21 protein-coding genes are annotated in these 25,460 nt (G+C 70.7%); 7 read left to right on the top strand and 14 right to left on the bottom strand.

Going from position 1 to position 25,460, the window contains the following annotated elements:
• Positions 1-24 precede the first annotated feature (24 nt).
• Together AFR_RS28500 and AFR_RS28495 are read left to right on the top strand one after the other, a co-directional pair.
• Entirely contained in the window at positions 25-1,170 is a 1,146-nt protein-coding gene (locus tag AFR_RS28500; RefSeq protein ID WP_041841206.1) for an acyl-CoA dehydrogenase family protein, read from the top strand.
• An 85-nt stretch (positions 1,171-1,255) separates the two neighbouring features.
• The gene (locus AFR_RS28495; RefSeq protein ID WP_052359491.1) at positions 1,256-1,561 is read left to right on the top strand and encodes an STAS domain-containing protein; all 306 of its coding nucleotides are present in this window, start codon (positions 1,256-1,258) and stop codon (positions 1,559-1,561) included.
• A gap of 40 nt (positions 1,562-1,601) precedes the next feature.
• On the opposite strand, the gene AFR_RS28490 is transcribed toward AFR_RS28495, so the two are convergent.
• The 10 genes from AFR_RS28490 to AFR_RS28450 form a co-directional block, all read right to left on the bottom strand.
• The gene (locus AFR_RS28490) at positions 1,602-2,882 is read right to left on the bottom strand and encodes a cytochrome P450 (protein WP_052359490.1); all 1,281 of its coding nucleotides are present in this window, start codon (positions 2,880-2,882) and stop codon (positions 1,602-1,604) included.
• 43 nt (positions 2,883-2,925) lie between these two features.
• The gene (locus AFR_RS28485; RefSeq protein ID WP_023560270.1) at positions 2,926-4,335 is read right to left on the bottom strand and encodes an NADP-dependent succinic semialdehyde dehydrogenase; all 1,410 of its coding nucleotides are present in this window, start codon (positions 4,333-4,335) and stop codon (positions 2,926-2,928) included.
• Between the two features lie 10 nt (positions 4,336-4,345).
• Positions 4,346-4,792 carry an STAS domain-containing protein gene (locus tag AFR_RS28480; protein WP_084298171.1) on the bottom strand — a complete coding sequence of 149 codons (447 nt, stop codon included), beginning with the start codon at positions 4,790-4,792 and terminating at the stop codon, positions 4,346-4,348.
• Positions 4,793-4,928: 136 nt separating this feature from the next.
• Positions 4,929-5,093, bottom strand: a complete 165-nt coding sequence (locus AFR_RS46885) for a hypothetical protein (protein ID WP_158510579.1) — start codon at positions 5,091-5,093, stop codon at positions 4,929-4,931.
• Between the two features lie 110 nt (positions 5,094-5,203).
• On the bottom strand, positions 5,204-5,749 hold the full coding sequence (locus tag AFR_RS28475; protein WP_023560268.1) for a hypothetical protein: 546 nt from the start codon (positions 5,747-5,749) through the stop codon (positions 5,204-5,206).
• Positions 5,750-5,844: 95 nt separating this feature from the next.
• The gene (locus AFR_RS28470; protein WP_023560267.1) at positions 5,845-7,014 is read right to left on the bottom strand and encodes a hypothetical protein; all 1,170 of its coding nucleotides are present in this window, start codon (positions 7,012-7,014) and stop codon (positions 5,845-5,847) included.
• A gap of 66 nt (positions 7,015-7,080) precedes the next feature.
• Positions 7,081-9,900, bottom strand: a complete 2,820-nt coding sequence (locus tag AFR_RS28465) for a helix-turn-helix transcriptional regulator (protein ID WP_158510578.1) — start codon at positions 9,898-9,900, stop codon at positions 7,081-7,083.
• Between the two features lie 99 nt (positions 9,901-9,999).
• Positions 10,000-10,653, bottom strand: coding sequence for a beta/alpha barrel domain-containing protein (locus tag AFR_RS28460; RefSeq protein ID WP_148308081.1), 654 nt, complete (start codon positions 10,651-10,653; stop codon positions 10,000-10,002).
• A complete protein-coding gene (locus tag AFR_RS28455; RefSeq protein ID WP_023560264.1) occupies positions 10,650-11,126 on the bottom strand; it encodes a GNAT family N-acetyltransferase in 477 nt (158 codons plus the stop codon). The genes AFR_RS28460 and AFR_RS28455 overlap by 4 nt, the downstream gene beginning before the upstream one ends.
• Positions 11,127-11,143: 17 nt before the next feature.
• Positions 11,144-12,052 (bottom strand): serine hydrolase domain-containing protein, encoded by a 909-nt coding sequence (locus tag AFR_RS28450; protein WP_158510577.1) that lies wholly within the window; start codon positions 12,050-12,052, stop codon positions 11,144-11,146.
• A 59-nt stretch (positions 12,053-12,111) separates the two neighbouring features.
• On the opposite strand from AFR_RS28450, the gene AFR_RS28445 reads away from it, so the two are divergent.
• Positions 12,112-12,744 (top strand): TetR/AcrR family transcriptional regulator, encoded by a 633-nt coding sequence (locus tag AFR_RS28445; protein ID WP_023560262.1) that lies wholly within the window; start codon positions 12,112-12,114, stop codon positions 12,742-12,744.
• Here the strand turns inward: AFR_RS28445 and AFR_RS28440 are convergent, their stop codons facing one another.
• Positions 12,745-15,765, bottom strand: a complete 3,021-nt coding sequence (locus AFR_RS28440; RefSeq protein WP_023560261.1) for an EAL domain-containing protein — start codon at positions 15,763-15,765, stop codon at positions 12,745-12,747.
• Between the two features lie 186 nt (positions 15,766-15,951).
• On the opposite strand from AFR_RS28440, the gene AFR_RS28435 reads away from it, so the two are divergent.
• Positions 15,952-17,562: a chitinase gene (locus AFR_RS28435; RefSeq protein WP_023560260.1), complete on the top strand. Its 1,611-nt coding sequence runs from the start codon at positions 15,952-15,954 to the stop codon at positions 17,560-17,562.
• Here the strand turns inward: AFR_RS28435 and AFR_RS28430 are convergent.
• Positions 17,552-18,904: a sugar efflux transporter gene (locus AFR_RS28430; protein ID WP_023560259.1), complete on the bottom strand. Its 1,353-nt coding sequence runs from the start codon at positions 18,902-18,904 to the stop codon at positions 17,552-17,554. The two genes, AFR_RS28435 and AFR_RS28430, sit on opposite strands and share 11 nt — an antisense overlap.
• A gap of 214 nt (positions 18,905-19,118) precedes the next feature.
• On the opposite strand from AFR_RS28430, the gene AFR_RS28425 reads away from it, so the two are divergent.
• A complete protein-coding gene (locus AFR_RS28425; protein ID WP_158510576.1) occupies positions 19,119-20,033 on the top strand; it encodes an SPFH domain-containing protein in 915 nt (304 codons plus the stop codon).
• 16 nt (positions 20,034-20,049) lie between these two features.
• On the opposite strand, the gene AFR_RS28420 is transcribed toward AFR_RS28425, so the two are convergent.
• Together AFR_RS28420 and AFR_RS46880 are read right to left on the bottom strand one after the other, a co-directional pair.
• The gene (locus AFR_RS28420; protein WP_023560257.1) at positions 20,050-21,270 is read right to left on the bottom strand and encodes an outer membrane protein assembly factor BamB family protein; all 1,221 of its coding nucleotides are present in this window, start codon (positions 21,268-21,270) and stop codon (positions 20,050-20,052) included.
• Positions 21,271-21,931: 661 nt separating this feature from the next.
• A complete protein-coding gene (locus AFR_RS46880; protein WP_023560256.1) occupies positions 21,932-23,317 on the bottom strand; it encodes a hypothetical protein in 1,386 nt (461 codons plus the stop codon).
• Positions 23,318-23,540: 223 nt separating this feature from the next.
• On the opposite strand from AFR_RS46880, the gene AFR_RS28410 reads away from it, so the two are divergent.
• Entirely contained in the window at positions 23,541-24,536 is a 996-nt protein-coding gene (locus AFR_RS28410; protein WP_023560255.1) for a DUF8094 domain-containing protein, read from the top strand.
• Between the two features lie 64 nt (positions 24,537-24,600).
• Positions 24,601-25,458 (top strand): hypothetical protein, encoded by an 858-nt coding sequence (locus tag AFR_RS28405; RefSeq protein ID WP_162181497.1) that lies wholly within the window; start codon positions 24,601-24,603, stop codon positions 25,456-25,458.
• Positions 25,459-25,460 lie beyond the last annotated feature (2 nt).

Below are 25,460 nucleotides of genomic sequence, written 5' to 3'. Positions count from 1 at the left end.
GTCGCCGTTCGTTACCGTCGGCGGATGCGGCTCAACGAGGACCATCGCGCCTTCCGGGACAGCGTCCGCCGGTTTGTCGACGCCGAGGTCAACCCGCACGTCGACGCCTGGGAAGCCGCCGGCCGGGTGCCGCTGCACGATCTCTTCCCCAAGGCCGCGGCCCTCGGCCTGCTCGGTCTCGAGTACGCGGAGACCTACGGCGGTGAGGGCGCCGACCACAGCTTCCAGCTCGTCGCCGCCGAGGAGTACGGCCGCATGCACGCGACCGGCGTCGGCATGGCGATCGGCGTCCAGTCCATGATGGCCACCCCGTCGCTGCACGAGTTCGGCTCACCCGAGCTCAAGGAGCGCTACCTGGCCCCGGCGATCGCGGGCACGGCGGTCGCGGCCGTCGCCGTCACCGAACCCGACACGGGCAGCGACGTCGCCCGCCTGCGCACCCGTGCCGTCCCCGACGGCGACGACCTGATCATCACCGGTCGCAAGACCTACATCACCAACGGCGCCCAGGCCGACTGGATCTGCCTGCTCGCCCGCACCTCCGACGAGGCCGGCCACCGCGGCATGTCCCAGATCATCGTCCCCACGTCCCTCCCGGGATTCAGCGTGGCGCGCACGTTCGACAAACTCGGCAACCGCTGCTCCGACACCGCCGAACTCGTCCTCGACGAGGTCCGCGTCCCCGCCGCCAACGTCGTGGGCCAGGTGGGACGCGGCTTCCAGCAGCAGATGCAACAGTTCGTGATCGAGCGCATGTTCGCCGCGTACACGACGGTCGGCGGCTGCCAGTACGCCCTCGACCGCACCCGCAAGTTCGTCCTCGACCGCACGGTGTTCGGCCGCCCCCTCGCCGACCGGCAGTACGTCGCCTTCCGCCTCAGCGAACTCCAGGCCGAAGTGGATCTGCTGCGCAGCCACAACCTGGTCACCTGCGAAACCCTGATGGCCGGCGAGGACATCACCCGCATGGCAACGGTCGCGAAGCTCAAGGCGGGCCGGCTGATCCGCGAGGTGGCCGACTGGTGCCTGCAACTGCACGGCGGCATGGGCTACCTCGAGGAGACCTGGACCGCCCGCCTCTACCGCGACACCCGCCTGACCTCCATCGGCGCCGGCGCCGACGAGGTCATGCTCCAGATCCTCACCCGCCTCGACGGCCTCCCGGCCTGACCCCGGTCCGAGCCCAGGCAAACGTTTTCCTGCGACCTTGGCGGGTAGGCGGCGCTGACCCGGTTCGCCGTCCGAAGAGGCTCACATGCTGGAAATACTGGTCAGTGGCTCCGGGAAGGCGTGTGTGTCCGTGCACGGCGAACTTGTCATGGAGGAGGCGCCGCGGCTGCGGAACCTGCTCACGGCCCTGCTCAACCGTGGTGATGTCACCGCGGTCGAGCTCGATCTGGCCGACGTGACCTTCATCGATGCTTCCGGGGCGGGGACGCTCATCGTGGCGCACCGCATCGCCGCCAACCTGCGGGTCGACCTGCGCCTGAGTGCGGTGAGCGCGCCCACGGCGCAGGTCCTGATCCTGATGGCTGCCGCGGATCTCATCCCGGTCCTGTGACAGCGCGGGCTCAGCCCATACCCGTCCACCGCGCCGACGGCTACCGGGAGCGTGTTCCTTGCCGGGCCGGCGGCTGGTCGGCGGCGGTGGACGGGGTGGTGGCCGGGACGATGACGACGCCGCTGGCCGGGCGGGCCGGGACGCGTTGCAGTGAGATCTCCAGGTCCTGAGCCGGTACGTCGTAGTCGAGGTCCGCGAGCCGGGGGACCAGCGCCTCGAGCAGCGCGATGGTGATCTGCTCGCCCGGACACCGGTGACCGGTACGCGGATCGCCGCCGCCCTGCGGGACGAGGTCGTACGCACCGATGTGCCGGTCGAGGAACCGCTCGGGTGCAAAGCGGTACGGGTCGGGCCAGAGCAGGTTGTCGTGGTTCTGCCCGTACAGGTCGAGCAGGACCAGGGTGCCGGACGGGATCGGCTGCCCCTGCCAGGTCAGGTCGCGCACGGCACGGCCGCCGATGAACGGGGCGAACGGGTAGAACCGGCGTACCTCGTGGGTGAAGGCCTCGGCGTATCCCGGACGGCGGGCCTGCAGCGCCTCCCGGTGCTCCGGCCACAGGTGCATCGCGTGGGCCGAGTACGCGACGAACCAGCACACGGCCACGGTCGGGCGTATCACGTTGAGGACCTCGACGGCGGCGACGCGGCTGTCGAGCGGCTCGCCCGAGGCGTCGCGGTGCTCGGCGATCGTGGCCAGCGCCGACTCCGGTGGTGCGGCTGCGGCCCCGGACCGTACCTGGTCGATCAGTTTTGCGATCCGCCGTTCCAGCCCGGCGCGGGCGCGGCGGGCCCGCCAGTGGCGTGGTCCGGCGGTGGCGAAGCCGTCGACCAGCGCCACCAGGCGCGCGGCCACCTCGGGCACCTCGGTGTCCTCGAGCGGCAGTCCGGCCCAGCGGCAGACCGCACGCGTGATGACCCGGCTCGCCTCGTCGAAGAGCACCACCCGCTGCCCGGGTGACCAGGATGCGACGGCGTCGTCCCAAGCCGCCTCGGCCTGCTCGACCAGACCGGCGACACCCGGGCCCGTCAGCAACGTCATGAACATCGTCTTGCGGACCCGGTGCGCCTCACCGTCGAGGGTGTGCACGGCGCCGTGACCGAACAGGGTGCTCTGGACCGGTTCCGGGATGGCGGTGCGCCGCGTGACGTTGTTCTCGTCGTAGAAGAAGCGGGCCGCGTCGGGGCCGCACAGACCGACGGCCCGCTGGCCCAGCACGCGGGCTTGCACGACCCCGTCCCGGCTGCGTCGGCGCTGGTCGGGCAGCCAGCCGTAACCCTGGAGCGCCACCATGAGAGTCTGATCGACAACAGGCATCCTCATGGCGGCTGCATTCCCAGGTCGTCCCGCGCGAAACGGGGTTCGATCACTCGGTGGCGGAGTCCACGCCCGCGTCGTCACCGGCGCCGACCCAGACCGCCTTGAGGTTGCAGAACTCGCGGATACCGGCCGCGGACAGTTCCCGGCCGTACCCCGAGTTCTTCACCCCTCCGAACGGCAGCTGCGGGTACGAGGTGACCATGCCGTTGACAAAAACGGCGCCCGCGTCGAGCTCGTTGATGAAGCGTTCGCTCTCCGGCGCGTCACTGGTCCAGACATTGGAACCCAGCCCGTACGGGGTGCCGTTGGCGATCTTGATGGCTTCCTCCACGGACTCGACCCGGTAGACGCCGGCGACCGGCCCGAACACCTCCTCGGCGTACATCCGCATGTCCGGGGTCAGGTCGGTGACCACCGTCGGCGGGTACCACCAGCCGGCGCCGTCACCGCGCTGCCCCCCGCACCGGACCGAAGCGCCGTGGGCGACCGCGTCGGCGACCTGCGCCTCGACGTCGTCACGTCCCTGCTCGGTCGCCAGGGGCCCGACGTCGGTGCCGTCCAGCAGGGGATCACCCACGGTCAGCGCGGACATGGCGGCCACGAAGGCGTCGACGAACCGGTCGTAGACGTCGGTGTGCACGATGAACCGCTTGGCCGCGATGCACGACTGACCGTTGTTCTGGGAGCGGGAGGTGGTCGCGACCTGCGCCGCACGCTCCACGTCGGCGGACGGCAGCACCACGAACGGGTCGCTGCCACCCAGCTCCAGGACGGTCTTCTTGAGCTCCCGGCCGGCGACGGCGGCGATCGACCGGCCGGCGTTCTCACTGCCGGTAAGCGTGGCCGCGCGTACCCGGGGGTCGGAGAGGATGTGCTCCACCGCGTCCGAACCCACCAGCAGCGTCTGGAACGCGCCCTCGGGAAAACCGGCACGGGCGAACAGTTCACCCAGGTAGAGGGCGGTCTGCGGCACGTTCGAGGCGTGCTTGAGCAGACCGGTGTTACCGGCCATGAGCGCCGGGGCGGCAAAACGCATCGCCTGCCACAGCGGGAAGTTCCACGGCATCACCGCCAGGACCGGACCGAGCGGCTGATACCGCGCGTACGCCCGCAGGGCGCCCACAGCGTCGGCATCCGCGGGCTCGTCGGCGAGGAACCCCTCGGCGTTGTCGGCGTAGAACCGGCAGGCCTTGGCGCACTTGACGACCTCGGCCTTGGCCGCGGTGAGCGTCTTGCCCATCTCGAGCGTCATCAGCCTGCCCACGTCGTCCTGCTCGGCCTCGAGCAGGTCGGCGGCCGCCCGCATCCAGGCGGCCCGCTGGTCGAAGGACGTCTCCCGCAGGGCCCGGAAGCCGGACACCGACCGTCCGATCGCCGCGTCGATCTGCTCCGGCGGCAGCGGGTCGAACTTCTTCAGTACCTCGCCGGTGGCCGGGTTGATCGTCGCAATCGGCATGGTTACCACCTCATTCGCGTGTAGTCCTCTCTCCGCTACCCGCGATGCCCGTACCTAACCCGAGGCTGTGGTCACGTGGCCGCAGTCGCAGCGACTGCTGCTCGACGACACCGAATTGGTCCAGCAGCGCGGTGATCTCCAGGACCTGGTAGACGGGCTTGGACACCTCTATCAGCGTGAGGTCGCAGCCGGCACGCTGCGCCGCGGCCCGGCAGCGGAGCAGCGCCCTGATGCCACCGGAGTCGAGATAGGTGACGAGGTGGGCATCCATCTCGACGCTCGCGGGCCGGTACCGGCGCAGAACATCGGAGAGTGAGGCCTGCAGATCCTCGACGTTCAAACCGTCCAGGTCACCGCAGAGGATCATGCGCGTAGGCGCCGGAGGTGGTTCGTGCTGCACGTCCACGACCGGACCGTGCTCGGGACGCCGTGTCGAATTCGACGGGGAGAGACTCATGGAAGACTCCGCTGCAGGAGAGTAACCAGTGACGGCGGACCCTCGCTGCTGAAGGCGACCCCCACCATAACCCGCTGCTGAGCGCCGGCCACCACGTGTCAGCCGATCAGGTCGCGTTCCAGGCCATCAACCGGGCTCAATCGCCGCCGCCGGGACGGAGCCGTCGCCGCAGGACCAGGAGATCGACCGCCGCGATCAGGCCGAGCACACCGAAGACCCACACCAGCGCGTCCAGCCCGGCCCGCAGCGTGATCACCCCGAAGACCGCACACGTGGCCAGCCCGAAGGCAGCATGCAGCATACGAGGACGCGCTCCGGAGCGACGGGGCATCGCCGCCGCGTACCCCTCTGACAGCACCCGAACCCCGCTCCGCCGGAGATCCGGCGGAGCGGGGTGACGGACCGTGTCGGTCAGGGGCAGACCACCACGCAGCTGCCACCGCCGTCGGAGCCGGCGACGAAGCTGTGGCGGACCGTTCCGGTGCGGTGGGTGACGTTGAGGCCCACGTGGTAGTCGAAGTAGGTGATCTCCGCGTACAGCTCGTCCTCGTCGCCGCTGCCGGGGTCCTCGTTGAGCACGGTGACCGGCAACCGCCGGACGAGTTCCACGCCGAGGCCGTCCGGGCCGGCGGCCGGCCAGCCCGGCTTGAGCTCCAGGTCGGCGAGCCAGGTACGCCGGGAGCCGTCGTCACCCCAGAGGGTGGCCCGGAACTGCCCGCCGTGGTCGATGATCTCCTGGGCGTACCGCGGCGACATGATGGCGTCCTGGCCCGCGGTGACCTCGTACTCGTTGAGGGTGCTGGTGGAGGTGACCGTCAGACAGGCGTTGAAACTGATGCCGCCGTCGTTGGCACATCGTTGCTGGGGCAGCGGGGCGGCCTGGGCCGAGGCCGCACCGAAGGACAGGATCAGGGCTCCGGCGACAGCCGGTACGAGCGGCAGGCGGGACAACTTCATGGGTGGAACTCCGTTCTCGATGGCTGATGCTTGCCCCGGGAACGCTGCCAGCGGGGACCGGGTGTCCACATGGGTACGCGGCCCCCGCATTCACCTCAGCGAACACCCGTGTCCCGGTGCAGCACCCGTGTGCGGTCCCCGTGGCATCCGATGGCCCAGAGCCCGCCCGTGCCCGGGGTGGCGGTGATGCCGGCCATGGCCGTGCCCGCGACGTTCAGGGCCTCCGGCGGTGACGGCGGTGCCTCCTTCACGAAGCCGGTGTTGTCATAGGTCATCACCAGGGCGTTGTCGACACCGTCGACGAGGTAGTAGCCGACCGCCCAGACGCCCGCGGGCACGGCGACCACACTGCGCAGCTGAGTGCCCTGCTCGTCGACCCGGACGGGCACCTGCTGCCACCGCCCGGCCGTGTGGTGCAGCGCAAAACCCGTCCGTTTGCCGGCGGCCCAGGTGTACCCCACCGCCCACACGTCACCGGGGGCGCGGGCGGACACGCTGAACAGCGCCGACTGCACACCGGGATCGATGTCGAGGGGGGACTGCTGCCATTTCTCGCCGTTCCAGTGCAGAACGACGGCCTCCGCGGCCGACCCGAGGGTGCCGAGATAGCCGACCGCCCAGACGTCGTCGGTGCGCGTACCGGTGAGGCCGGTGAGGTGCAGCGGCCGTGAGCCGAGGTCGGGCGGCGGAACGTGCTGCCAGCCGGCTCTCGTCCGGCGCAGGATCAGGCCCTGCGGCACGGCACCCTCCTGCGGGACGTAGGAGCCGACCGCCCAGCCGTCGTCGGCGGAGATCATGTCGACGGCGGACAGGTGACCGGAGACGCCGACCGGGTCCAGGTCCTCGAAAGCCCAGGTGATGCCGTCGCTGCGCATGATCAAAGGCCGGCCCTGGTCCGGATCGGCCGGCTTGTCCGGATCGTGCTTCGACCGCGCCGTGAAACCCACGGCCCACAGGTCGGCCGGCCCGCTGCCGGCGATCGCGGTCAGGGAGTCATGTCCGGTACGCGTGGCCGGCGCGTCGACGTTCTGCCAGGTCGCGCCGTCCCAGCGCTGGATCAGCGAGCGCTGCCGGCCGGTCAGGTTGTCCTGCCAGGTGCCCACCGACCACGCGGCGCGGTCACCGATCGCGGTCGTGCCGAGCAGACGGTTCGTGGCCATGCTCGGGTTCGGGGTCGGAACTGGGGTCCACGGGCTGTCACGTTCGGCGACGACCGGTTGCCCGGTCAGCAGCAGCGCCAGCAGGACCGTCGATAGTGAACTCATCCTGCGGAGTCTGGTCGAGGCACCGGCGGCGACGGCCGAGTCGATCCACCCATGTTCCGGCCCGGACTACCCGGATTCCCGCTCCCGCACGGCAAAGCGGGCCAATCCGGTCCGGTCGTCGTGACCGGTCTTGAGCAGCAGACTCGCCACGTGCTTCTCCACCGTGCGTGGCGACAGGAACAGCCGGCCCGCGATCTCCTTGTTGCCGAGGCGGTCGACGAGCAGCTCCAGCACCTCGTACTCCCGCACGGTCACCCCCATCCGGCGCAGGGCCGGCGGGATCCGGTCGCTGCCCCGGCGTCGCTGCGCCACCGGTACGCCCATGTCACGCAGCTGGGTGCGGCACGCTGCTGCCAGGCGTACCGAATCGGTCCGGTGGAAGTAGGTCTCGGCCGCGGTGAGCCAGTCGCGGGGCCGGCCCCAGCCGTCGGCGTGGGCGCGCTCACCGATCAGGCGCAGGCCGAGATGATGAGCAAGGGGGTACGGCGTGGCCAGCTCCTCGAACTCGGCGACCGCGGCGACGGCCTCGTCGCCGTTGCCCTCACAACCGTCCAGGACGGCACGGCTCAGCGTCACGAACTGCCGGTTCCACCGGGCCTGCCCGTGCGCGGAGGTGGCCAGCTCGTCGTGCTCGGCCCGCCCGGCCTTGCCCGCGAGTGTCGCCAGCAGCAGGTACGGCCCGCGGTTGAACGACAGGTAGTGCGGCGGGTGGTTGTCCTCCCGGGCGATCGCCCGGTCGAGGTCCTGCCACGCGCGTTCCGGGTTGTCCTCCAGCAGCGAGCAGAAGGCCAGGCCCAGGCCCTGCACCGCCGCCGCGTGGTCGATGTCGTCACCGCCGAGCGCCCGGTACCGGTCGTACAGCACTTCGGTCTGCTCGCGGGACCCGCGATGGGCCGCGACGCACACGCGCAGCGCCAGAGCGATCAGGCGGGTCTCGGCCAGGCGCAACCGGGCGGCGGCCGTCTCGGCTGCCTGCGCACAGCGCTCGGCCGCGTCGTGGTCGCCGCGGGTGAGATGCACGACGGCCAGCTCACACCCGATCACCAGGGCGGTGACCACCGCACCGGACGCGACGGCGGTGTCGTGGGCCAGGATCAGGCGGGCCGGGTCGGCGTCGTGGATCGCGTCGAGGACACCCAGGTGGAACAGGAAGCGGACCCGCCAGGTGGTCAGGCCGTGATCCTCCGCCACCGCGAGCGCCCGATCGCACCACACCCGGGAGGCTTCCAGGTCGGTGGTCCGTGCGCAGCTGGCCAGCACCTCGAGGGCGGCGCACAGCACCTCCGGCCGGCCGTTCTCCAGCGCACGGCCGGCGAGCTGCCGCGCCCGGAGCATGCGGTCGGGTGCGGGCCGCAGGAAGGTCAGCCACGCCTCGACCGCGTCGACCTCGGCGTCCGGCCCGGCGAGCCGTCGTACGCCCGCGATCTGGCGCAGTCCCTCGGCCCACTGCCCGGCGGCCGCGGCGGCCCGGGCCAGGCGCAGATGCACGGTCGCCCGGCGCGCGGTGGTCGTGTGCAGGTCCAGCCAGGTGCCCAGCTCGACCGCGCGTTCGACCTCGCCGGCGTCGATGAGCGCGTCGAGCAGGACCTCGCGCAGCTCGCCGAGCACCGGCTCGCCCGCCGACTGGTCCTTTACCAGCTCCAGGCCGCGTTCGGCCTGCACGATCGCGGTCGAGACGGCACCCTCGGCCAGGGCCCGGCGGGCCAGCCGGCTCCTCGACCCGGCGGCGCGCCGGAGATCACCGGCCCGGCACCAGAGCTCCGCGGCCAGGTCCTCGTCCCGCTCGCCGATCACCTGCGCCGCACGCCGTGCCAGCCTCGCCGCCTCGGCCGGGATCATGCCCCCGCGCAGAGCCTCAGCGGTCAGGGCGTGCCGGAACACGTACACGTCGGGTTCGCTGCCGGGCCGGACGAACTGCGCGTCGGCGGCGAGCCGCAGACACGTGGCCAGGTCATCACCGGTGACACCGGCGGCCTCACCCGCGACGGTCGCTGCGAACCGGCGGCCCAGCAGCGCCGCGGCCTGCACCAGCGCCCTGCCCTGCGGCCCGAGCTGATCGGCGCGCGCGGCCACACCTTCACTGAGCGTGCGCGGCACGCCGTTCCCCCCGTCGGCGAGGAGCTCCTCCACATGGAACGGCACACCGTCGGCGACCTCCAGGAGCCGGGTCAGGATCGGCTCCGGCACCCGGTCGCCGGGAACCTCCAGGCACAGCGCCGCGAGCTCCCGCACCTCGCCGTCGTCGAGGCGGTCCAGCTCCAGGACGGTGGCAGCACGCCGCCGGCCCGCCGCCCGGACCAGATCCGCCCCGGCGCCCGGCCCGGACCGCACGGTCGCCACCACCAGCACCGGCTCCTGCCCGAGGTTGTCGACCAGATAATCAACCACCGCGAGAGTGTCCGCGTCCGCGTCGTGAAGATCCTCCAGTACGGCCACACACCCGTGACCGCCGCCGAGCGAGACGAGCAGCCGCAACACGGCCTCGGCCAGCACCACCGGCGCATCGTCCACACCCGGTGGACGCGTCAGCTGCCACTCGGGCACCAGCCGCGACAACGCGGCCCTGTACGGCACCAGCTGCGGATCGCCGGGCGGCCCGGTCCGCCGCAGCGTCGACATGAACGCCTCCCGCAACGCGCGGTACTGCGCAGAGCTGGTCGTCGCCCGCCCGCGCACCACACACTGCCCGGCCCCGGTGGCCAGCCGGGCCGCCTCGGCCGCCAGCCTGCTCTTCCCGATGCCGGCCTCACCGACGACAAAGAGGACACCACCGCACCCCTCGCCCGCCGCGGCCACGGCAGCACGGATGACGGCCTGCTCCTCCCGCCTTCCGACCAGAGCATGCCCGCCGAGCCGCACCGTCCTCGCGGAGGTCAGCCGAACCACTCCCCGCCCCACCCGGGCATCCAGCACGGCAAGCGGACGCGATGCCCGGACCATAGGTCCCCCGGCCACCCCACCGAAACAACCCCGTCGGGTACGCGACTATCCGCCGACCGCCCCCAGCACGCGCACCGCATCCCCGCGCGTGAGGGCAATTCCCCGTACCCAGGGAAGCGCGGCGATGATCTCCCGCACGTTGCCGGTCGTGAAGTCCAGGCCGACCACGAGCGGCCGTTCGCGACCGAGCGCGTCGAGGTCGGCGATCTGGAACTCCGCCGCGAACTCCGGGGACTCGTCGCGCAGGAACGCCCACGAGCCGGTGTACTCCGGCAGCACCTCGACCTGGAACAGTGCCGCGTTCAGATCCGGCACGTCCGTGAAGGCCCCGAACACCCAGCCCGGATCGTCGTCGTGGTTGATCTCCAGGCCGCTGTAGACGATGCCGACCCCGGCTTCGCGGAGCGCTGCCCGCACGTCGGGCGGCGGGATCGATGCGGTGATCGTCTGGACCAGGCCTGCGCCGGTGGCCGCCACGCTGCGCAGCACCTGGTTGCGGTCGGTCAGCTCCATGCTGGTGACCAGGACGGCGTGGATCAGGGCGTCGGCGATCGTGGCTGCTTGCTCTTCGGTGAGCACCGGCGTGCCGGGGGACCGGGGGTTCGGGCTGAGCGCAACGCCGATCAGGTCGGCGCCCAGTGTCTCCAGGGTGACCGCTTCCTGGGCCGAGCGCACCCCGTCCACTTTGATCGTTGTCACAAGGGTTTGCGCATCTGCTGGGTGACGACGGTGTATCCGGCGGTCTCGTAGAGGTGGACGGCCCGGGTGTTGGCGCCGAAAACGTTGAGTTCGAGGGAGGACAGTCCGCGGGCGCGGACCGCTTGCTCGCCGGCCTGCAGCAGGGCGCGGCCGTAGCCCGAGCCGCGGTGGGCTTCGGTGACTTCGATGAAGTAGAGGAAGGCGCAGTCCTGCACGCCGCGGGGGTGTTTCAGGCCGATCCAGAGGAAGCCGATCGGGGTGCTGTCGGGCCGCAGACCCAGGAGGAACAGCATGTCGGCGGTGTCGACGCCGTCCGGCAGCCGCTCGAGGCGGGACTGGCGGGCCCGGTCCACGGCCTCGTCCGCGGGCCAGTTGCCGGCCGCGACGTTCACCGCGGCCAGTTCGTGCACGGTGGACTCGTTCCAATGGTCGAATTCGGCGGGGGTCATCGCACGCACGGAGATTTCGGGCATGGAGCCCATGATGGGCCCTACGGGGTGAGTGCCTGCAGCATGGCCTCGGCGAGGGCGGCCGTGCGGTCCTGGTTGTTGTCGAGCGCGAGGACGACAAACCCCGAGCGCCGCGACGGGATGCGGACGAGCTGGGCGGTCACGCCCGGCCAGCTGCCGCCGTGGCGATGGATCCGATCATTTCCCCGGGTACGCACACCGACACCCCACGCGTAGTCGAGCGGCGTGCCGTCGTCGAGGTGGCCCGGTGTGTGCAGCAGCGCCGAGATGCCCAGCTCGTCGTGGTCGAGGGCCTGGTTCCAGCGCAGCAGGTCGGGGGTTGTCGACCAGACACCGCCGTCGCCGAGGGAGAGCGGTGCCGGGTGACGGTGGTCGGTCGGTGCTGCGCCGGGTGGGTGGGGTGCCGGTCCGGACCAGTAGCGGGTGTCGTTCAGGGCGAGCGGGGCGAACAGGTGATCCTGGGCGAAGCGGGGTAGCGGCTGACCCGCGGCGCGTTCGACGACGGTAGCCAGGCAGACGTAGCCCGCGTTGCTGTACCGGAACTCGGTTCCCGGCCGGCTGTCGAGGTGGTCGAGGGCGGCGAGGACGCCGGCGGTGGTCCGGTCACACTCAGCGTGCCGGGCCTCGTCGAAGGACAAGCCGCTCGTGTGGTGGATCAGGTGGCGCACCCGCACGGTGGCCGCCCACGCGGGCAGTTCGGGCATCCACCTCGCCAGGCTCGACTCGACGTCGAGGCGTCCCTGCCGGACGAGCAGAGCCGCGCAGGCGGCCGTGAACTGCTTGGACAGCGACGCGATGTAGACCAGGGGCGCCCGGCCGCCGGGGAGAAGGACGGGCGGTGCGTCGTCGAGCTGCGCGCCGACCAGTACCGGATCTCGCGGGCCGTAGCCGGCGAGCCGGACCAGAGACGCGACCTGGTCCGCGTTCACCACCGCAAGGTATCCGGGCGGTGGTAGGAACGGGGGAACCGGTGGGGGAGGATGGTCGGATGCCGCGGATCCGGGGAGCCAGCATCTCCCAGCACCACGAGCTGGTCTGGTCCGAGCTCGCCGGGGCGATGCGTCAGCTGCTGCTCGAACGCGACTACGACTCGATCACCATGGGGCATCTCGCCGCCCGGACGGGGCTCGCCCGCAACACGCTCTACAACTATGCGGGTGACAAGAGTGCGCTGGTCGTGGCCTTGACCGAGCGGTTGGGCCGGCCGGCGGTCGAGCGGGTGGCCGTCGTCGCCGCGCGGACGGCGGATCCGGCCGGGGAGCGGCTGCGGGAGATCATCGAGGTGGTCCTGGAGGCGTTCACGGACCCGGTGATGCAGCTGATGTTCCGGCCCGGCGCGGCTCTGCCGCCGGTCGGGGAGCCGAAAGGGCCGGGCAGCCCGTTCCACGAGGTGGTGGTCGAGACCGAGCGGGTCGTGCGGGACGGCATCACCGGCGGAGAGTTCCGCCAGGTCGGCGACGTACAGCTGGTGGTGGAGCTGTTGTCCGGGGTCATGCGCTCGGGCGCCGAACGCATCGGCCGGGACCCGGCCGCTCTGGCCGTCACCGTCGATGCGGCACGAGAGATCATCATCGCTTCGCTGGAGCGTGGGGCGGACCAGGATCGGCCCGCCCCAGCTTGATCAGCGGCCGGCGGCGTCGGCCAGGGCGCGTTCCACCGGGACCGGGCGGCCCAGGTAGAAGCCCTGGCCGAGCGGTACCCCGCACTCGGCGAGCGCGTCGCGCTGCTGGGCCGACTCGATGCCCTCGGCGATGACCGTGCAGTTGTTCTCCTTGGCGAACTCGACCAGCGAGCGGATCGAGGCGCGGCGGGCGCCCTCCTTCTCCACCCCGGCCAGCGACGCGCGGCCGAGCTTCAGGAACGCCGGCTTCTGCGACTCCAGGCGGGCCAGCGTGTCGTAACCCGCGCCCGCGTCGTCCACGGCGATGCGTACGCCGGCAGGCAGGTTGTCGAGGTCGGCGCCGTCGGGGTCGGTGATCTCCAGGACCAGGGGGCGCGTGCTCTCCGCCAGCAGCGGCTCGAGCTCGCGCGGGCGGCGCAGCAGATCGCTGGAGACGTTGACCGCGAGCCAGGTGCCCTCGGGGAGGGCGGTGGACGAGGCCAGCGCGGCACGGATCAGGGCCGCGTCGAGGTCGATGTGCATGCCCTTGGCCTCGGCCGCCGCCAGACCGCGCTCGGGGCGGGTGCCGTCCGCGAAACGGGTCAGCGCCTCGTAACCGACCACCTCGGCCGAGCCCAGTTCGAAGATCGGCTGGAAGACCGTGAAGAAGGTGAACTCCTCGAAGGAGTTCGAGCGGGACTGCGGGCTCTTGCGACCCGCGGCCGGGGCCTGTGTCGAACGGACCGCGACCAGGCCGGACGAGCCGCGCTCGGAGCGGTAGTGCAGCACCGACGCCCAGTCGCCGATCGCGCCGGTCGGCGCCAGGGCCTGGCCCTCGGCGTGGTTGGTCTGCGCGGGACGCGGGGCGACGGCGCGCTTGGCCGGGCGGGCCGGGCGGTAGAGCCACTGGCGCAGGTGGGTGAACAGGTCGACGATCGTGTTGCCCACACCCACGAAGGCCACCATCGCGTACGTGGCGAGCACCAGGTTCAGGCCGGCGAAGACGAGGTTGTCCCACTGCTGCAGCTGGATGTCACGAACCGCTGTGTACGCACAGAGCGCGATCAGAGCCAGCGGGGCGAGCAGGTACGACGTCGCGGCTGTCGTGCGGTTCCGTACCTTGGGGGTGCGTTTGAACTGGCTCTTCTCGCCGGTCAGGAGCTGGAGGATCGACGCGAAGCTGCCGGACAGGTTGACCGGGAGCAGGATCAGGTTGAATCCGTAGACACGCAGCACGTCGAGGCGTTTGTACCCGACGGACTTCAGGTCGGCGCTCATCATCAGGAAGTACGGCACCGACACCAGCAGCAGGATCGGGTTGAGCAGGTCGGCGTTGAACGGGTACACGAGCATGATCACGAGGCACACGGAGCTCCAGAAGATGGAGGCCATGTAGTTGACCCGCAGGAAGAGCTCGCCGAAGCGATTCTTCCGGCCGGCCGCGGTCCGCGCGCGGAACTGGTCCTTGAGCCGCGACAGGATCAGCAGACCACCGTTGGCCCAGCGCTGACGCTGGATGGCCAGCGAGCCGAAGTCCGGCGGGGTCGCGCTGTACGCCATGCGCTCGGGATAGTTGTAGAGCGTCCAGCCGTGCACACCGAGGTCGATCGTCGACTCGGTGTCCTCGATGACGGTCCGGTCCTGGATGTACCGGCGGATCTCCCAGTCACCCTCGTACGAGACCTCGCGGATGTCGTCCAGGGCCTTCTTGCGCAGCACGGCGTTGGCGCCGACCCAGAACGTGGCGTCGTAGTGCGTCATGCCCTGGTGCACGATGTGCTGGATGTCGGTGGTGGCGCCGGAGATGCGTTCGATGCGGGTCGCCCCGCCGGGGAACGCGCTGTACGGCGTCTGTGCCACGGCGTCCCGTTCGTGGGCGCCCTGCTCGAGCAGGTGCACGAGGCGCAGGGCGTACTCCGGGAGCAGCACGCTGTCGGCGTCCAGGGTGAGGACGTAGTCCGGGTCGGGGATGGTCAGCTCGGCCTGGCCGGGGCCGGCTGGCACCAGGGCGACGCCCAGCGGGGTGCCGACCTCCTGGTAACTGCCGCCCATCAGCCCGATGTAGCTGTTCAGGTTCATGGCCTTGTTCGGCTCACCGGACAGCGACACGTACCGCTTGCGCTCGAAGCTGCTCATCGTCACGTCGAAGATCGCAACCAGGCGCCGGTGGAGCTGGATCAGCCGGTCGACCGGCAGGGCCGTGTTGTCCTCGGCGCCACCGTCGAGCGCCTCGGCGATCGTGCCGAGGTCCTCGCCGAGCGCGTTCACGATGTGCTCGACAAAAAAGACGTCGGTGTGGTCGATGATCTCCTGGCGGTGGCCGAGGCCGAAGAGCCAGCCGGCGGCGACGCGGTACTCGTCGGCCAGGTCGCGCATGTCGGCGGTCGTGGTGACCCGCTCGTCGCGCTCGTCGAGGGACTGCTCGAAGCGCTCGTAGGCCGCCTGCACCCGGGTGAAGGGCGCGGCCAGCTCGGCCTCGATCGCGCCCGGCAGCGCCCGTGCGGCCAGGAGCAGATCACGGGCTGCCCGCGTACGCGGATTCTGGGGGTCGTCGATCAGCAGGGTCACCCGCAGGCCGGGGTATTCCTGCAACGCCGCGGAGAGCAGCGTCGTACGGATGACCCGCTCGTCCTCCTGGTAAGAGGGCACGATGACCGTGACCGACGGGGTCTTACCCTGCAGGAACGTGTCCAGGACGATGCGCGGCGCCCGGTGGTGCGCCCGGCTGCGGTAGAAGAAGCCGATCCGGGTGATCAGGTACGCCGTGGCCGAAGCCGCCAGCCCGGTGACGACGATCATGTAAACGATCGCCTCGATGGCCAGCCGCGCCGTGTTCGCGTGCCCGGCGATGAACTGCTGGATCACCGTGCCGACGATGTAGCAGGCCCAGACGGTGATGGTCAGCACGATCGCGAGCCGGCCGCGGTTGATGCGGCCCTCGGACACGGCGGGAGGCACGAGCGGGTGCGGCTTCGACCGCCGGTCCGCACCCCACTGCCGCTGGGCGTCCGGCTTGCGCTGGTCCACCGAGTTGCGCTGCATGGATAGCCCTTCACTGAGTGTGCGGCGTACCTGGCGAGGACCACCCACGCCCGTTCGACTCCCCATCGGCGGCAGCGGGACGCCGCTTGAAGGTTTCGGGGCCGCCGTCCTTCAGTCGCCGGTGCGTCTGCCGATCCGACTGCTGAGGTCGAGCCACCGCTGACGACCCACGACGGAAGGGCCCCCATGCTCACCGACCGCGCCACCCAGCAGGCCGTGCGGCCGGAGGACGACCCCCTCGCCGACCTGGAATGGCAGGAACCGGAGGCGCCGGCGGAGCGGCTGTCGTGGCTCAGGCTCGGCTTTCTCTTCCTGCTCGTCGCCGGTCTCGGCGCCGGTGGCACCGTCGCCGTCCTGCACCTGCGCGACACCGCCGGCCCGACCGCGAAGTCCTGGGCCGTCCCGTACGTCGATGTCACGCTGACGCCGACGTTCGAGTTCCAGGACCCGGAGGCGAACCCGGCGAACGACGTGGCCCTGGCCTTCGTCGTCGCGGACCCCAAGGACAACTGCGCGCCCAGCTGGGGTGGCGCCTACAGCCCCGACGAGGCCGCTGCCTCGCTCGAGCTGGACCGCCGCATCAGCCAGCTGCGCGCCGCGGGCGGCAGCATCATGCTCAGCGTCGGCGGCCTCACCAACACCGAACTCGCCGTCGCCTGCACCGACCAGGCCAAACTCACCGACGCCTACCGCACGCTCGTCGAGCGTTACGACATCTCGACCCTGGACCTGGACATCGAGGGTACGGCCACAGCGGACGTCGCCTCGCTGCAGCGCCGCGCCCTGGCGCTCAAGACCCTGCAGGCGGAGCGTGAAGCCGCCGGCAAGCCCCTCACGGTGTGGCTGACGCTGCCCGTGGCGCCCCAGGGCCTGACCGTCGACGGCCTCGGCGCGGTCCGCACGACCCTCGAAGGCGGCGTCAAGCTGCGCGGCGTCAACGTCATGACCATGGACTTCGGCTCGGCGCCGGGCTCGAACCCGGACATGCTCGCCCTGAGCACCCAGGCCCTCCAGGCGACCCACAAGCAGCTCACCGACCTGTACCTGCGCCTCGGCGTCCAGCTCACCTCACCGCAGGTGTGGTCCCGCATCGGCGCCACGCCCATGATCGGCCAGAACGACGTCGACGCCGAACGCTTCACCGTCGCCGACGCCCGCGGCCTGGCCGAGTTCGCCGTCGAGAACGGCCTCGGCCGCGTCTCGATGTGGTCACTCAACCGCGACGCCCCGTGCCGCGGCACGTTCGCCAACGTGGTCGTCCACTCGAACACGTGCAGCGGCGTACCTCAGGAGCCGTTGGCCTTCTCCGCCGTCTTCGCGGGCCTGCCCGGCGGCGCGGTCGGCACCTCGGGCCGCGAATCCGTCGCGATCCCCGACCAGGCCCCGACCGTCGACGACCCCGCCACCAGCCCGTACCCGGTGTGGCGCCTGACCGCCCAGTACGTCAGCGGCTACAAGATCGTCTGGCACGGTGTGGTCTACGAGGCCAAATGGGCCAACCAGGGCGTCGACCCGTCCGCGGCCGGCGACGGCAGCAACCCGACCCCGTGGTCGGTGATCGGCCCGGTCGGCCCGGCGGAGAAGGCCCCCAAACCCACCCCGACGGTCACCGACGTGACGGAGGCCTGGAACCCGAACGACATGTACGTGCGCGGGGACCGGGTCATGTTCGAGGGCCTGCCGTACCAGTCCCGCTGGTCCAACAAGGGCGACGCACCCTCGACCGAGTACCCGATCGGCCCGGACGAGCCCTGGCAGCCCCTCTTCACCGTCCCCGGCGAGCCGGTCACGAACTAGGAGAGCCCGCCTTGTCGGGGCTGGTGTTGTCCGGGCCGGCCTGGTCCGGGCTCATGGTGGCGGGCTGGTCCGCCGGATCTCGGTCGCCGTCGCCGAGCTGGGCCTGACCGCTGTCCGGGCTGGTGTTGTCCGGGCCGGCCTGGTCCGGGCTCATGGTGGCGGGCTGGTCCGCCGGATCTCGGCCGCCGTTGCCGAGCTGGGCCTGGCCGCTGTCCGGGCTGGTCCCGCCCGGGTGGTGGCGGGAGCCGAGCGCGAAGGTGAGGCCGCCCAGGGCGGCGGCCACACCGCAGAGCAGGAGGGTGGTCCGGTAGCCGAGGTGCTCGACGGCCAGGCCGGACAGGATGCCGGAGACCAGGAGACCGGCCGTGGACGCGTTCGCGAAGAGCGTGGTCGCACGGCCGGTCGCCGGTGCGAGAAGGTCCTGGAAGTAGCGGATGCCGGCCGCCGCGACGATCGCGATCCCGACGCCCCGCAGGACCTGCGCCATCACCAGCATCAGCATGCCCGTCGACACCACCGTCAGGGCGTAGTAGCCGACAAAGGACACAAAACCACCGAGGATCACGGTCCGCTGACTGACGCGGCCGGGAACGAGAGCCAGCCCCAAGGTCGCCACGACCTCGACCGCCGCGCAGACGCTGAAGAGCACACCGATCGACGTCGGCGACTGATCCAGCTCCCGGGTGACGAAGAGCGGCAGGGCCAGACCACCCGCGAACATCGCCGCGAAGAACAGGGTCACACCCACGGTGAGCAGCACCGGAGTGGGCCCCGGCGCCGAGTCCGTCACGATGGCGGCGCCCGGCCGCGGCACGACCAGAACGGTCAGCGCGGTAGCGAAGAACACGCCCGCGGCCGTCCACATCAACCACGAATAACCACCGTGGGACAGCACGAGAGCACCCAGCAGCGGCCCGACGGCCCACGCGAGGGACCACGCCGAACGCAACACCGGCGCCGAACGCTGCCCGGCGGCGCCCTCACCGAGCACGGACCGGGCCAGCGAGAACAACTGCGGGAACGCCGCGCCCATCGCCCCGAGCACCGTCGCCGCCATCAACAGCAGCACGAAGAAGTTCGACACCCGAGGCAACAGCAGGTAGCCCGCCGAGCCGAGCAGGATCACCACGATCGCGTACGCCCGGGCGGGCCGCCGGTCGAACAACCGGCCCAGCCACCAGCTGATCGTGATCCCGCCGAGCGCAAACACCGACGTCCACACGCCGATCTGCAAAGGCGTCAGGCCCACCACATCCGCGCCGAAGAGCACGATGTAGGAGTTGACCATCGCGTCTGCGATGCCCAGCAGCAGGACGGCGGCAAAGAGCACAAAGATGGGCACGCGATCTTCGTACCCGCTCAGGCCGCTCCGACGACACCCATTTAATCCCGATTCCGATCAGCACAGGGTCGGCACGACATGTCGCCGAACGTCGGCCGGAGCCGCATCGAGGTCTGGAACCCGCCACCTCGCTGTCCGGTTGTTGCCACGCTGCCCGGTTGCTCAGCCGGATGCCGGATTCTGAGGATCAGCAGTCGGGCGATGGGGGGCGATGATGCTGCGCAGGACAAAGAGCATCGCGATGGTGGGTGCGCTTGTGCTGATCGGCGCGGGTGTCGGTGGCTGCACCACGGTGAGCACGGATTCGGATCAGGTGGCGCTGCACTACGACGCGGGCGCCTTGTCCAGCACCACCTACCAGGAGTGCGTGAAATCCAACAACCGGTCCTGGGACGGCCTCGGCGAGCAGTACTACAAATATCCGGCCGGGCAGCGGAACTTCGAGTTCAGCGGCAACGAGGACGCGGAGTCCCCGGCGTTCACCGTGGTGTCGAAGGACAACCAGGAGCTGAACATCACCGGCGGGCTGACCTTCCACCTGGACACCTCGTGCGACGACAACGGCGGGGCGCTGCGCGCCTTCCACGAGGAGATCGGCCTGAAGTTCCAGCCGGTGCTCGACGACGACGGCAAGACCACGGACACCTGGCTGGAAATGCTGCGCTTCTACATCGGGCAGCCGCTGGCCAAAGCCCTCACCACCGAGGCGCAGAAATACGACTGGCTGGCGCTCTACAACGACCCGGTGACCAGGCAGAAGTTCGAGACGGCGATCAACGCCAGTCTCGGCGCATCGGTCCAGGCCACCACCGGCGACAAGGCCTACTTCGAGAAGTTCAGCCTGACGCTGCAGAATCCGGAGCCGCGTAAGGAACTGGTCGACGGGCTGGCCGCGGTGCAGGTGGCGATCACCCAGCGGCAGGCGCTGGTCGAGCAGAACGCGACGCTCGACGAAAAGCTCAAGCAGATCCGCAAGCTGGTCGGCGTGCTCGGCCCGGACGGCTACATCCTGTACGACACGTTGCAGCGCTGCCTGACCGGCGAGGCACCGAAGGGCTGCCCGTCCTTCCTGCCGCTGCCACCGGGCGGCACCGTGGAGGCGCCCGCGCCGGCACCGGCGGCAAGCTGATCGATGTGGTCTCTTCTCAGCGCAGGGCCAGGATGGCGACCTTCTTGGTGACCGGTTGTTCCAGGGGGAGGAAGAGGATCGTGCCGGCGGTTTCGTGGGCGTCGGCGCTGGAGGGCACGTCCAGGCTTTCGGCCTTGGCGCCTGTGGCCAGGGTGGTGGTGGCACCGGTGGCCGGGTCGAGGCGGACCAGGCGGGGGCTCTGCTCGAAGCGGCCGTCCTCGAAGCCGAGCACACCCGACTCGTCGGCGCGGATGGTGTGGAATTGCATGGTGCTGCCTCGGGAGCCCCATTTGAGTTTGCCGGTGGTGAGGTCGACGGCGACGATCTGGTTGTCGGGCTTGCTGGTCAGCCAGGACATCGTCGGGGCGTAGAGGGTGGTGCCGACGATGTGGAAGGCGTAGCGGCGCTGGCCGTAGTGGTCGCCGATGCGGGCTGTCAGGTTGTAGTCGATCATTTCCAGGCCGTCGAGCTTCTGGGGGATCTCGGCGAGTTTGGTGCCCTTGGCGTCGAAGCTGAGCAGGACCGGGTCGAGGCCGGGCGGGCTGATGCGGGCCAGGGCGGGGGAGGCCGAGAAGATGTCCGTGATGTAGGAGCCGCGCGGGACGGTCGCCGCCCACTTGGGGATGCCGGTGCCCGCGTCCACGGCGATCAGTTTGTCGCCCTTGCCCAGGCATTTCTCCGAGACCAGCACGATGCCGTTGCCGGCTGCCATCTGAGCGCCGGTCGTGCAGCCCAGGCCGCCCGTTCTGGTCCAGCGGCGTTTGCCGTCGGCCACCTCGTACGCGGTGACCTTGTCCTCCATCGACACGACGACGTACTTGCCGACGATGTTCAGCAGGGGTGCCTTGGTGTCGAAGCGGCCCTTGGTGTCCTCCGCCTCGATCTTCGCGGTGAACGTCTCCTTGCCGGTCCGCAGATCGATGCCGGCCACCGAGTCGCACTTCTTGCTGCTGCCGTACGTGATCGCGGCGAAGCCGTCCTGCTGCGTGAGCGTCGCGCCGCACATGATCGAGCCGGACGGGACCGGTGTGCCCCAGACCTGGGAGCCGTCGCTGATGCTGTAGCCGACGACACCGTCGCTCTGGGCGCGGACGACCACGTCGCCGACCAGCCAGCTGGCGTAGAGGCGTTCGGTGTCGGTGTCCTTGCCGTTGGCGTCGCCCGGATATTCGAGCTGCCACGCGACCGAGAACTGTCCCGAGTTGCCCTCGTCCTTACCGGAGACCAGCTTGGCCACGCCGAAGGCCGTGCCGGCGCCGACGAGCAGCAGCGCCGCGATGCAGCCCGCGATGATCAGGCCGAGCTTCCTGCCGGACCTGGCCCGAGGCGGCGTCGGCGCGCCGGCACCGGCCGGCCCACTCGGCGCAGACCAGCCGGTCGGGCCGGACTGCCCCTGCGGCGGCCCCGGCTGCGGCCACCCGGGCTGCGGCGTCCCTGACCCGTAAGGCTGGGGCCACCCCGGCTGCTGCGCTGCTCCGGAGCCCGGGTGCGCCCACCCCGGCTGTTGCTGTGACCCCGGATCAGGTTGCTGCCAGCCGGGGTGCTGCGATCCTGGGGTTCCCTGCTGCTGCGGCCAGCCCGACTGCTGCCCCGGCCCGGGATCCGGCTGCGGCCAGCCGGGCTGCTGCGGCGCTGGAGCTCCCCGCGGCGGCCACCCCGGCTGTTGCGCCGATCCAGGCCCCGGCTGGGGCCAGTCCGCCTGCTGCGGTGCCGGTACTCCTTGCTGTGGCGGCCAACCCGGCTGTTGCGCCGAATCGGGCCCCGGCTGCTGTGGTGGTTGGGCAGGCGGCGGCGCGTGGGTGGGCGGCGCCTCGTACCCGGGCTGCGGGTTCTGCTCCGGAGGGCGGGCCCACGGTGAGGGCTGCTGGTCGGACGGTGGGTGGGTCATCGTGGGGTCCTCAGTGGTTGCGGGCGTCGGTGCGGACGAAGGACGCCCACTGGCTCTCGAAGGCCGATCGGCTGGTGCCGAGCACCTTCTGGAACACCTCGTCGAGGCTCTGGCCGCCCCGGTAGTAGGTGGCGGTGAACTCGAAGACCTTGTTGCTGCCGTACTTCTTCGCCATGAAGCGGAACGCCTGGTGGCCCAGGTAGTAGTGGTAGTTCATGACGGCGGAGTCGGGGACGTCCCAGGCGACCGCCGCGGGCAGGGTGCCTTTGAAGTCGCTGCGGACGAGCTTTGCCGCGCTGGGGCCGCGGATGCCGACCGTGGGCCGGCCGCGGTTGGCGACGTACTCGGCGAAGCCTTCGATGATCCAGCGTTCGGGGCCCCAGATGCCGGCGTCGGGGTTGTCGTTGGCGTTCAGGGCCTCGACGGCGGCGTGGGCGTACTCGTGGCGGAAGATCTCCGCGGTGTCGCCGCCGCTGAAGAAGCCCGAGCCGGCGTCGAACAGACTGCGGGTGCCGCCGACGCGGCGGTCGGAGCCGTACGTGCTCATCGGCATCATGCGGCCGGCTTCCGTGGTCTCGCCCTTGATGACCTGGTAGAGCGAGCCCAGCTGGGCGCGGGTCGGCACGAGGGAGGACACGAAGCGGTCGAAGACGGGTGCGTCGACGCCGCTCGCCTTCCAGTCGGCGAGCACCCGGCGGGCCGCGGTCTCGGCGACGGGTGCGTACTTGCGGGTCTTGCCGAGCATCGGCTTGTCGACGAGGAACAGCGTGTGCTCGGTCTTCACGACCTGCATGTCCGGCCACTTGTCCCACGGCGCGGGGTACATCACCGACTCGGAGTTGGAGACGGCGTCAGCCGGCGCGGGGCCGATCGCCGTGATGACCAGGGGCGCCTTGGCGTCCTTCTTGACGACCGTCCACCTGTACCACTCCTCGACCGGGTCGGTGTCGAAGCCGTCGATCTGGTGCACGAACGCCACGTCGAGATTGACGGTGACGGCGCGGCCGAAGCGATCGGCGGTGCGTCCGACCTGGTCGAACGGCGCGTACTGGGCGCGGGCGAACTTGATCTTCTTGAGGTTGGCGAAGAGCTGGCGTTCCTTGGTGATCATGGTGGTGGCGGCAGGGTCGAGCGGGGCCAGGAAGTCGTCGAGATCGCCTTTGACCAGGGCTGTGCTGCGGTCGTTGGCCAGCGTGTCGAGCTCGCGCTTGTCGACGCGTACCGAAGTGGAGTCCTGACCGAGCACGGCCGTTTTCGGGCCGGTCGCGGCCGGTCCGTCGTCCTTGCCGCCGACCACGACACCCACCGCGACACCGGCGCCGACCACCACGACCAGGGCGGCGGCCGCGAGGCCGATGAAGAGTCCCGTGCGGGAGCGGTGCGGCGTCTCGATCAAAGTGTCCCCATAGCTCGTTGCCGGGGCCCGAAGGCTCCGGCGGTCCCCGTTGCGCCCGACATAGAACCACGGCCCACCGACAAGTTTCGATCCCCACAGGACAAATCGGATGGGCCCCCGGGTACGCCCGGACTTCGCTATCGTCGGCCCCCGTCGCACCGCCGCCGCGGTGCCTCGACACGGGGAGATTGTTGTGCGAAGTGACCTCCGACCAGGCCGGACCATGCCGCGGTTGCTGACCGCGGGCGCGCTGACGGCCGTGCTCGCCACCGCGGGCTGCGGTGGCGATCCGGCTCCGGAGCAGCCCGCCGCGCCGGCTCCGCAGGGATCCAGCGCGGCTGCTCCCGAGGTGGTTTCGGGCAAGCCGCTCATCACCGAGGCCGAAGTCACGGCGCTCGTGAGCCGCATCACCGACGACAACAACAAGGCGAACGCGGCACAAGATCCGAAGCTGCTGGACAAGTACGAGGTGGAGGCCAGCCGCGCCACCGACGGCCCGTCCCTGGCAACCCACAGCGGCGGCCCGATCAAGCCGTTCACCTACGAGCCGCAGGGTTCACGGGTGCCCTCGGACACCGGCGGTGCGAAGTGGTTCGTCGCCGATACGCAGACGCCCGACGGTGACAACTGGCCGCTGATCATGACGGCGGACGGTCCGGGGTGGAAGCTCGCCCACGCCGTGCCGCTGCAGGTCACGCTGCCCGAGTCCAAGAAGGACGCTGCGGGCAACGCCGAGGTCGTCGCGGCCGACGATCCGGGCCGGACCCTGATCGCGTCGCCGGCCGACGTCGCGAAGGCGCACGCCGCGTCGATCGCGAGCGAGGGGGCGCCGAGCGGTCTCTTCGCCGGTGACACCGCCACTGGCGAGGCCGTTCGCAAGGACGACGTTCTCGCGGTTATCAAGTTCACCAGCGGCGGCCGCAAGGTCCCCGGCAAGAACCTCAAGGTCGCGGCCAAGGTCGAGCCCTACCCGGTACGCGCACTGCGCACCGCCGACGGGGGAGCGCTGGTGGCGTACACGACGCGGACGGACTTCAGCGGCGAGCTGCCGGGCGCCAAGCCGGCGGTCAAGGTGAGCTTCCTGCGGCTCGGCCGGCCGGGCGTCGGCAAGCTGACGCTCTCCACGCTGCACATGTGGTGGGTGCTGGTGCCGGCGAAGGGCGCGGGCGAAACGGTGACGGTCCTGGGCGGCACCAACCAGCTGGTCAAGCTCTCCTGACCAGCTCGGAGGGCGTTCGCGGTGGTGGGATACAGTCCGCCGCGTCGATATGGGGGAGAGACACGTGACTGACACGGGGCCGCAGGATCCGAACGGTGCTCATCCGGCGCCGCCGCCGAACGGTGGCTATCCAGTGCCGCCGCCGAACGGTGGTTACCCGGCGCCGCCACCGGCGTGGAACATGCAACCGCCGAAGAAGTCGCCGTACCGCTGGGTCTGGCGGTTCGGGCTTCCGCTGCTGATCCTGGCCTCGTGTTTCGGCCTGGCCGTGACGTTCGGTCCGGGACCCAAGGACGATGACGACGCCGGCAACTCCTCCGCGCGCCCGGCGGCCGGCAAGGGCGGGCAGCCACCCGTCACCGGCGGCGGCGACGGCGCGTCCAAGGTCAAGGGCACGGTGCCCAAGGGCTCCAAGGCCAGCTCGTACGCCGTGCGCAAGGTCGAGGACCTCAACCGCGTGTGCGACGGCCGCTTCTACCCGAAGTCGCCGAAGTACACGGGTGTCGCCCCGCACTCGATCGTCATGGGCGTCAAGAACCAGAAGGAGTCGGACACCCGGCTCGCCGAGACGCGCATCGAGCTGCCCTACCAGGCCGCATCCGAGATCAAGGAGGCCTGGAACCCGCCGGACCCGGCCAAGGTCCAGCTGATGGCCTGTGTCGACCAGGTCTCGGTCGGCGCGAAGGTCAAGACCTGCCAGGTCGACGACCCGAAGCCGGAGAAGGTGCCGATGAAGGTCAGCACCTACCAGGTGACGCTGTACGAGGTGGCCACCCGGCGCCGGCTCGCTCAGGTGCGCATGACCGGGGAGAAGGAGGACTGCGGGCCGCTGTTCATCTTCGTGGGCTCGGACGGCGCGACGTACACCGAGCTGGAGACCCGGCAGCTGGTCGAGGGCCTGCGCCGCTACGTCGAGCAGTGACG

Origin of the sequence: Amorphoplanes friuliensis DSM 7358 (genome assembly GCF_000494755.1) — a bacterium.
Lineage (GTDB): Bacteria > Actinomycetota > Actinomycetes > Mycobacteriales > Micromonosporaceae > Actinoplanes > Actinoplanes friuliensis.
Note: the sequence above shows the minus strand (reverse complement) of the source record. Positions and strands in the feature narration are given on the sequence as shown.

Excerpts from the sequence above, each read along its gene's own strand:
- AFR_RS28500 (WP_041841206.1), top strand. The coding sequence starts at position 25 with ATGCGGCTCAACGAGGACCATCGCGCCTTCCGGGACAGCGTCCGCCGG.
- AFR_RS28495 (WP_052359491.1), top strand. The coding sequence starts at position 1,256 with ATGCTGGAAATACTGGTCAGTGGCTCCGGGAAGGCGTGTGTGTCCGTG.
- AFR_RS28490 (WP_052359490.1), bottom strand. The coding sequence starts at position 2,882 with ATGAGGATGCCTGTTGTCGATCAGACTCTCATGGTGGCGCTCCAGGGT.
- AFR_RS28485 (WP_023560270.1), bottom strand. The coding sequence starts at position 4,335 with ATGCCGATTGCGACGATCAACCCGGCCACCGGCGAGGTACTGAAGAAG.
- AFR_RS28480 (WP_084298171.1), bottom strand. The coding sequence starts at position 4,792 with ATGAGTCTCTCCCCGTCGAATTCGACACGGCGTCCCGAGCACGGTCCG.
- AFR_RS46885 (WP_158510579.1), bottom strand. The coding sequence starts at position 5,093 with ATGCTGCATGCTGCCTTCGGGCTGGCCACGTGTGCGGTCTTCGGGGTG.
- AFR_RS28475 (WP_023560268.1), bottom strand. The coding sequence starts at position 5,749 with ATGAAGTTGTCCCGCCTGCCGCTCGTACCGGCTGTCGCCGGAGCCCTG.
- AFR_RS28470 (WP_023560267.1), bottom strand. The coding sequence starts at position 7,014 with ATGAGTTCACTATCGACGGTCCTGCTGGCGCTGCTGCTGACCGGGCAA.
- AFR_RS28455 (WP_023560264.1), bottom strand. The coding sequence starts at position 11,126 with ATGCCCGAAATCTCCGTGCGTGCGATGACCCCCGCCGAATTCGACCAT.
- AFR_RS28445 (WP_023560262.1), top strand. The coding sequence starts at position 12,112 with ATGCCGCGGATCCGGGGAGCCAGCATCTCCCAGCACCACGAGCTGGTC.
- AFR_RS28440 (WP_023560261.1), bottom strand. The coding sequence starts at position 15,765 with ATGCAGCGCAACTCGGTGGACCAGCGCAAGCCGGACGCCCAGCGGCAG.
- AFR_RS28435 (WP_023560260.1), top strand. The coding sequence starts at position 15,952 with ATGCTCACCGACCGCGCCACCCAGCAGGCCGTGCGGCCGGAGGACGAC.
- AFR_RS28425 (WP_158510576.1), top strand. The coding sequence starts at position 19,119 with ATGCTGCGCAGGACAAAGAGCATCGCGATGGTGGGTGCGCTTGTGCTG.
- AFR_RS28410 (WP_023560255.1), top strand. The coding sequence starts at position 23,541 with ATGCCGCGGTTGCTGACCGCGGGCGCGCTGACGGCCGTGCTCGCCACC.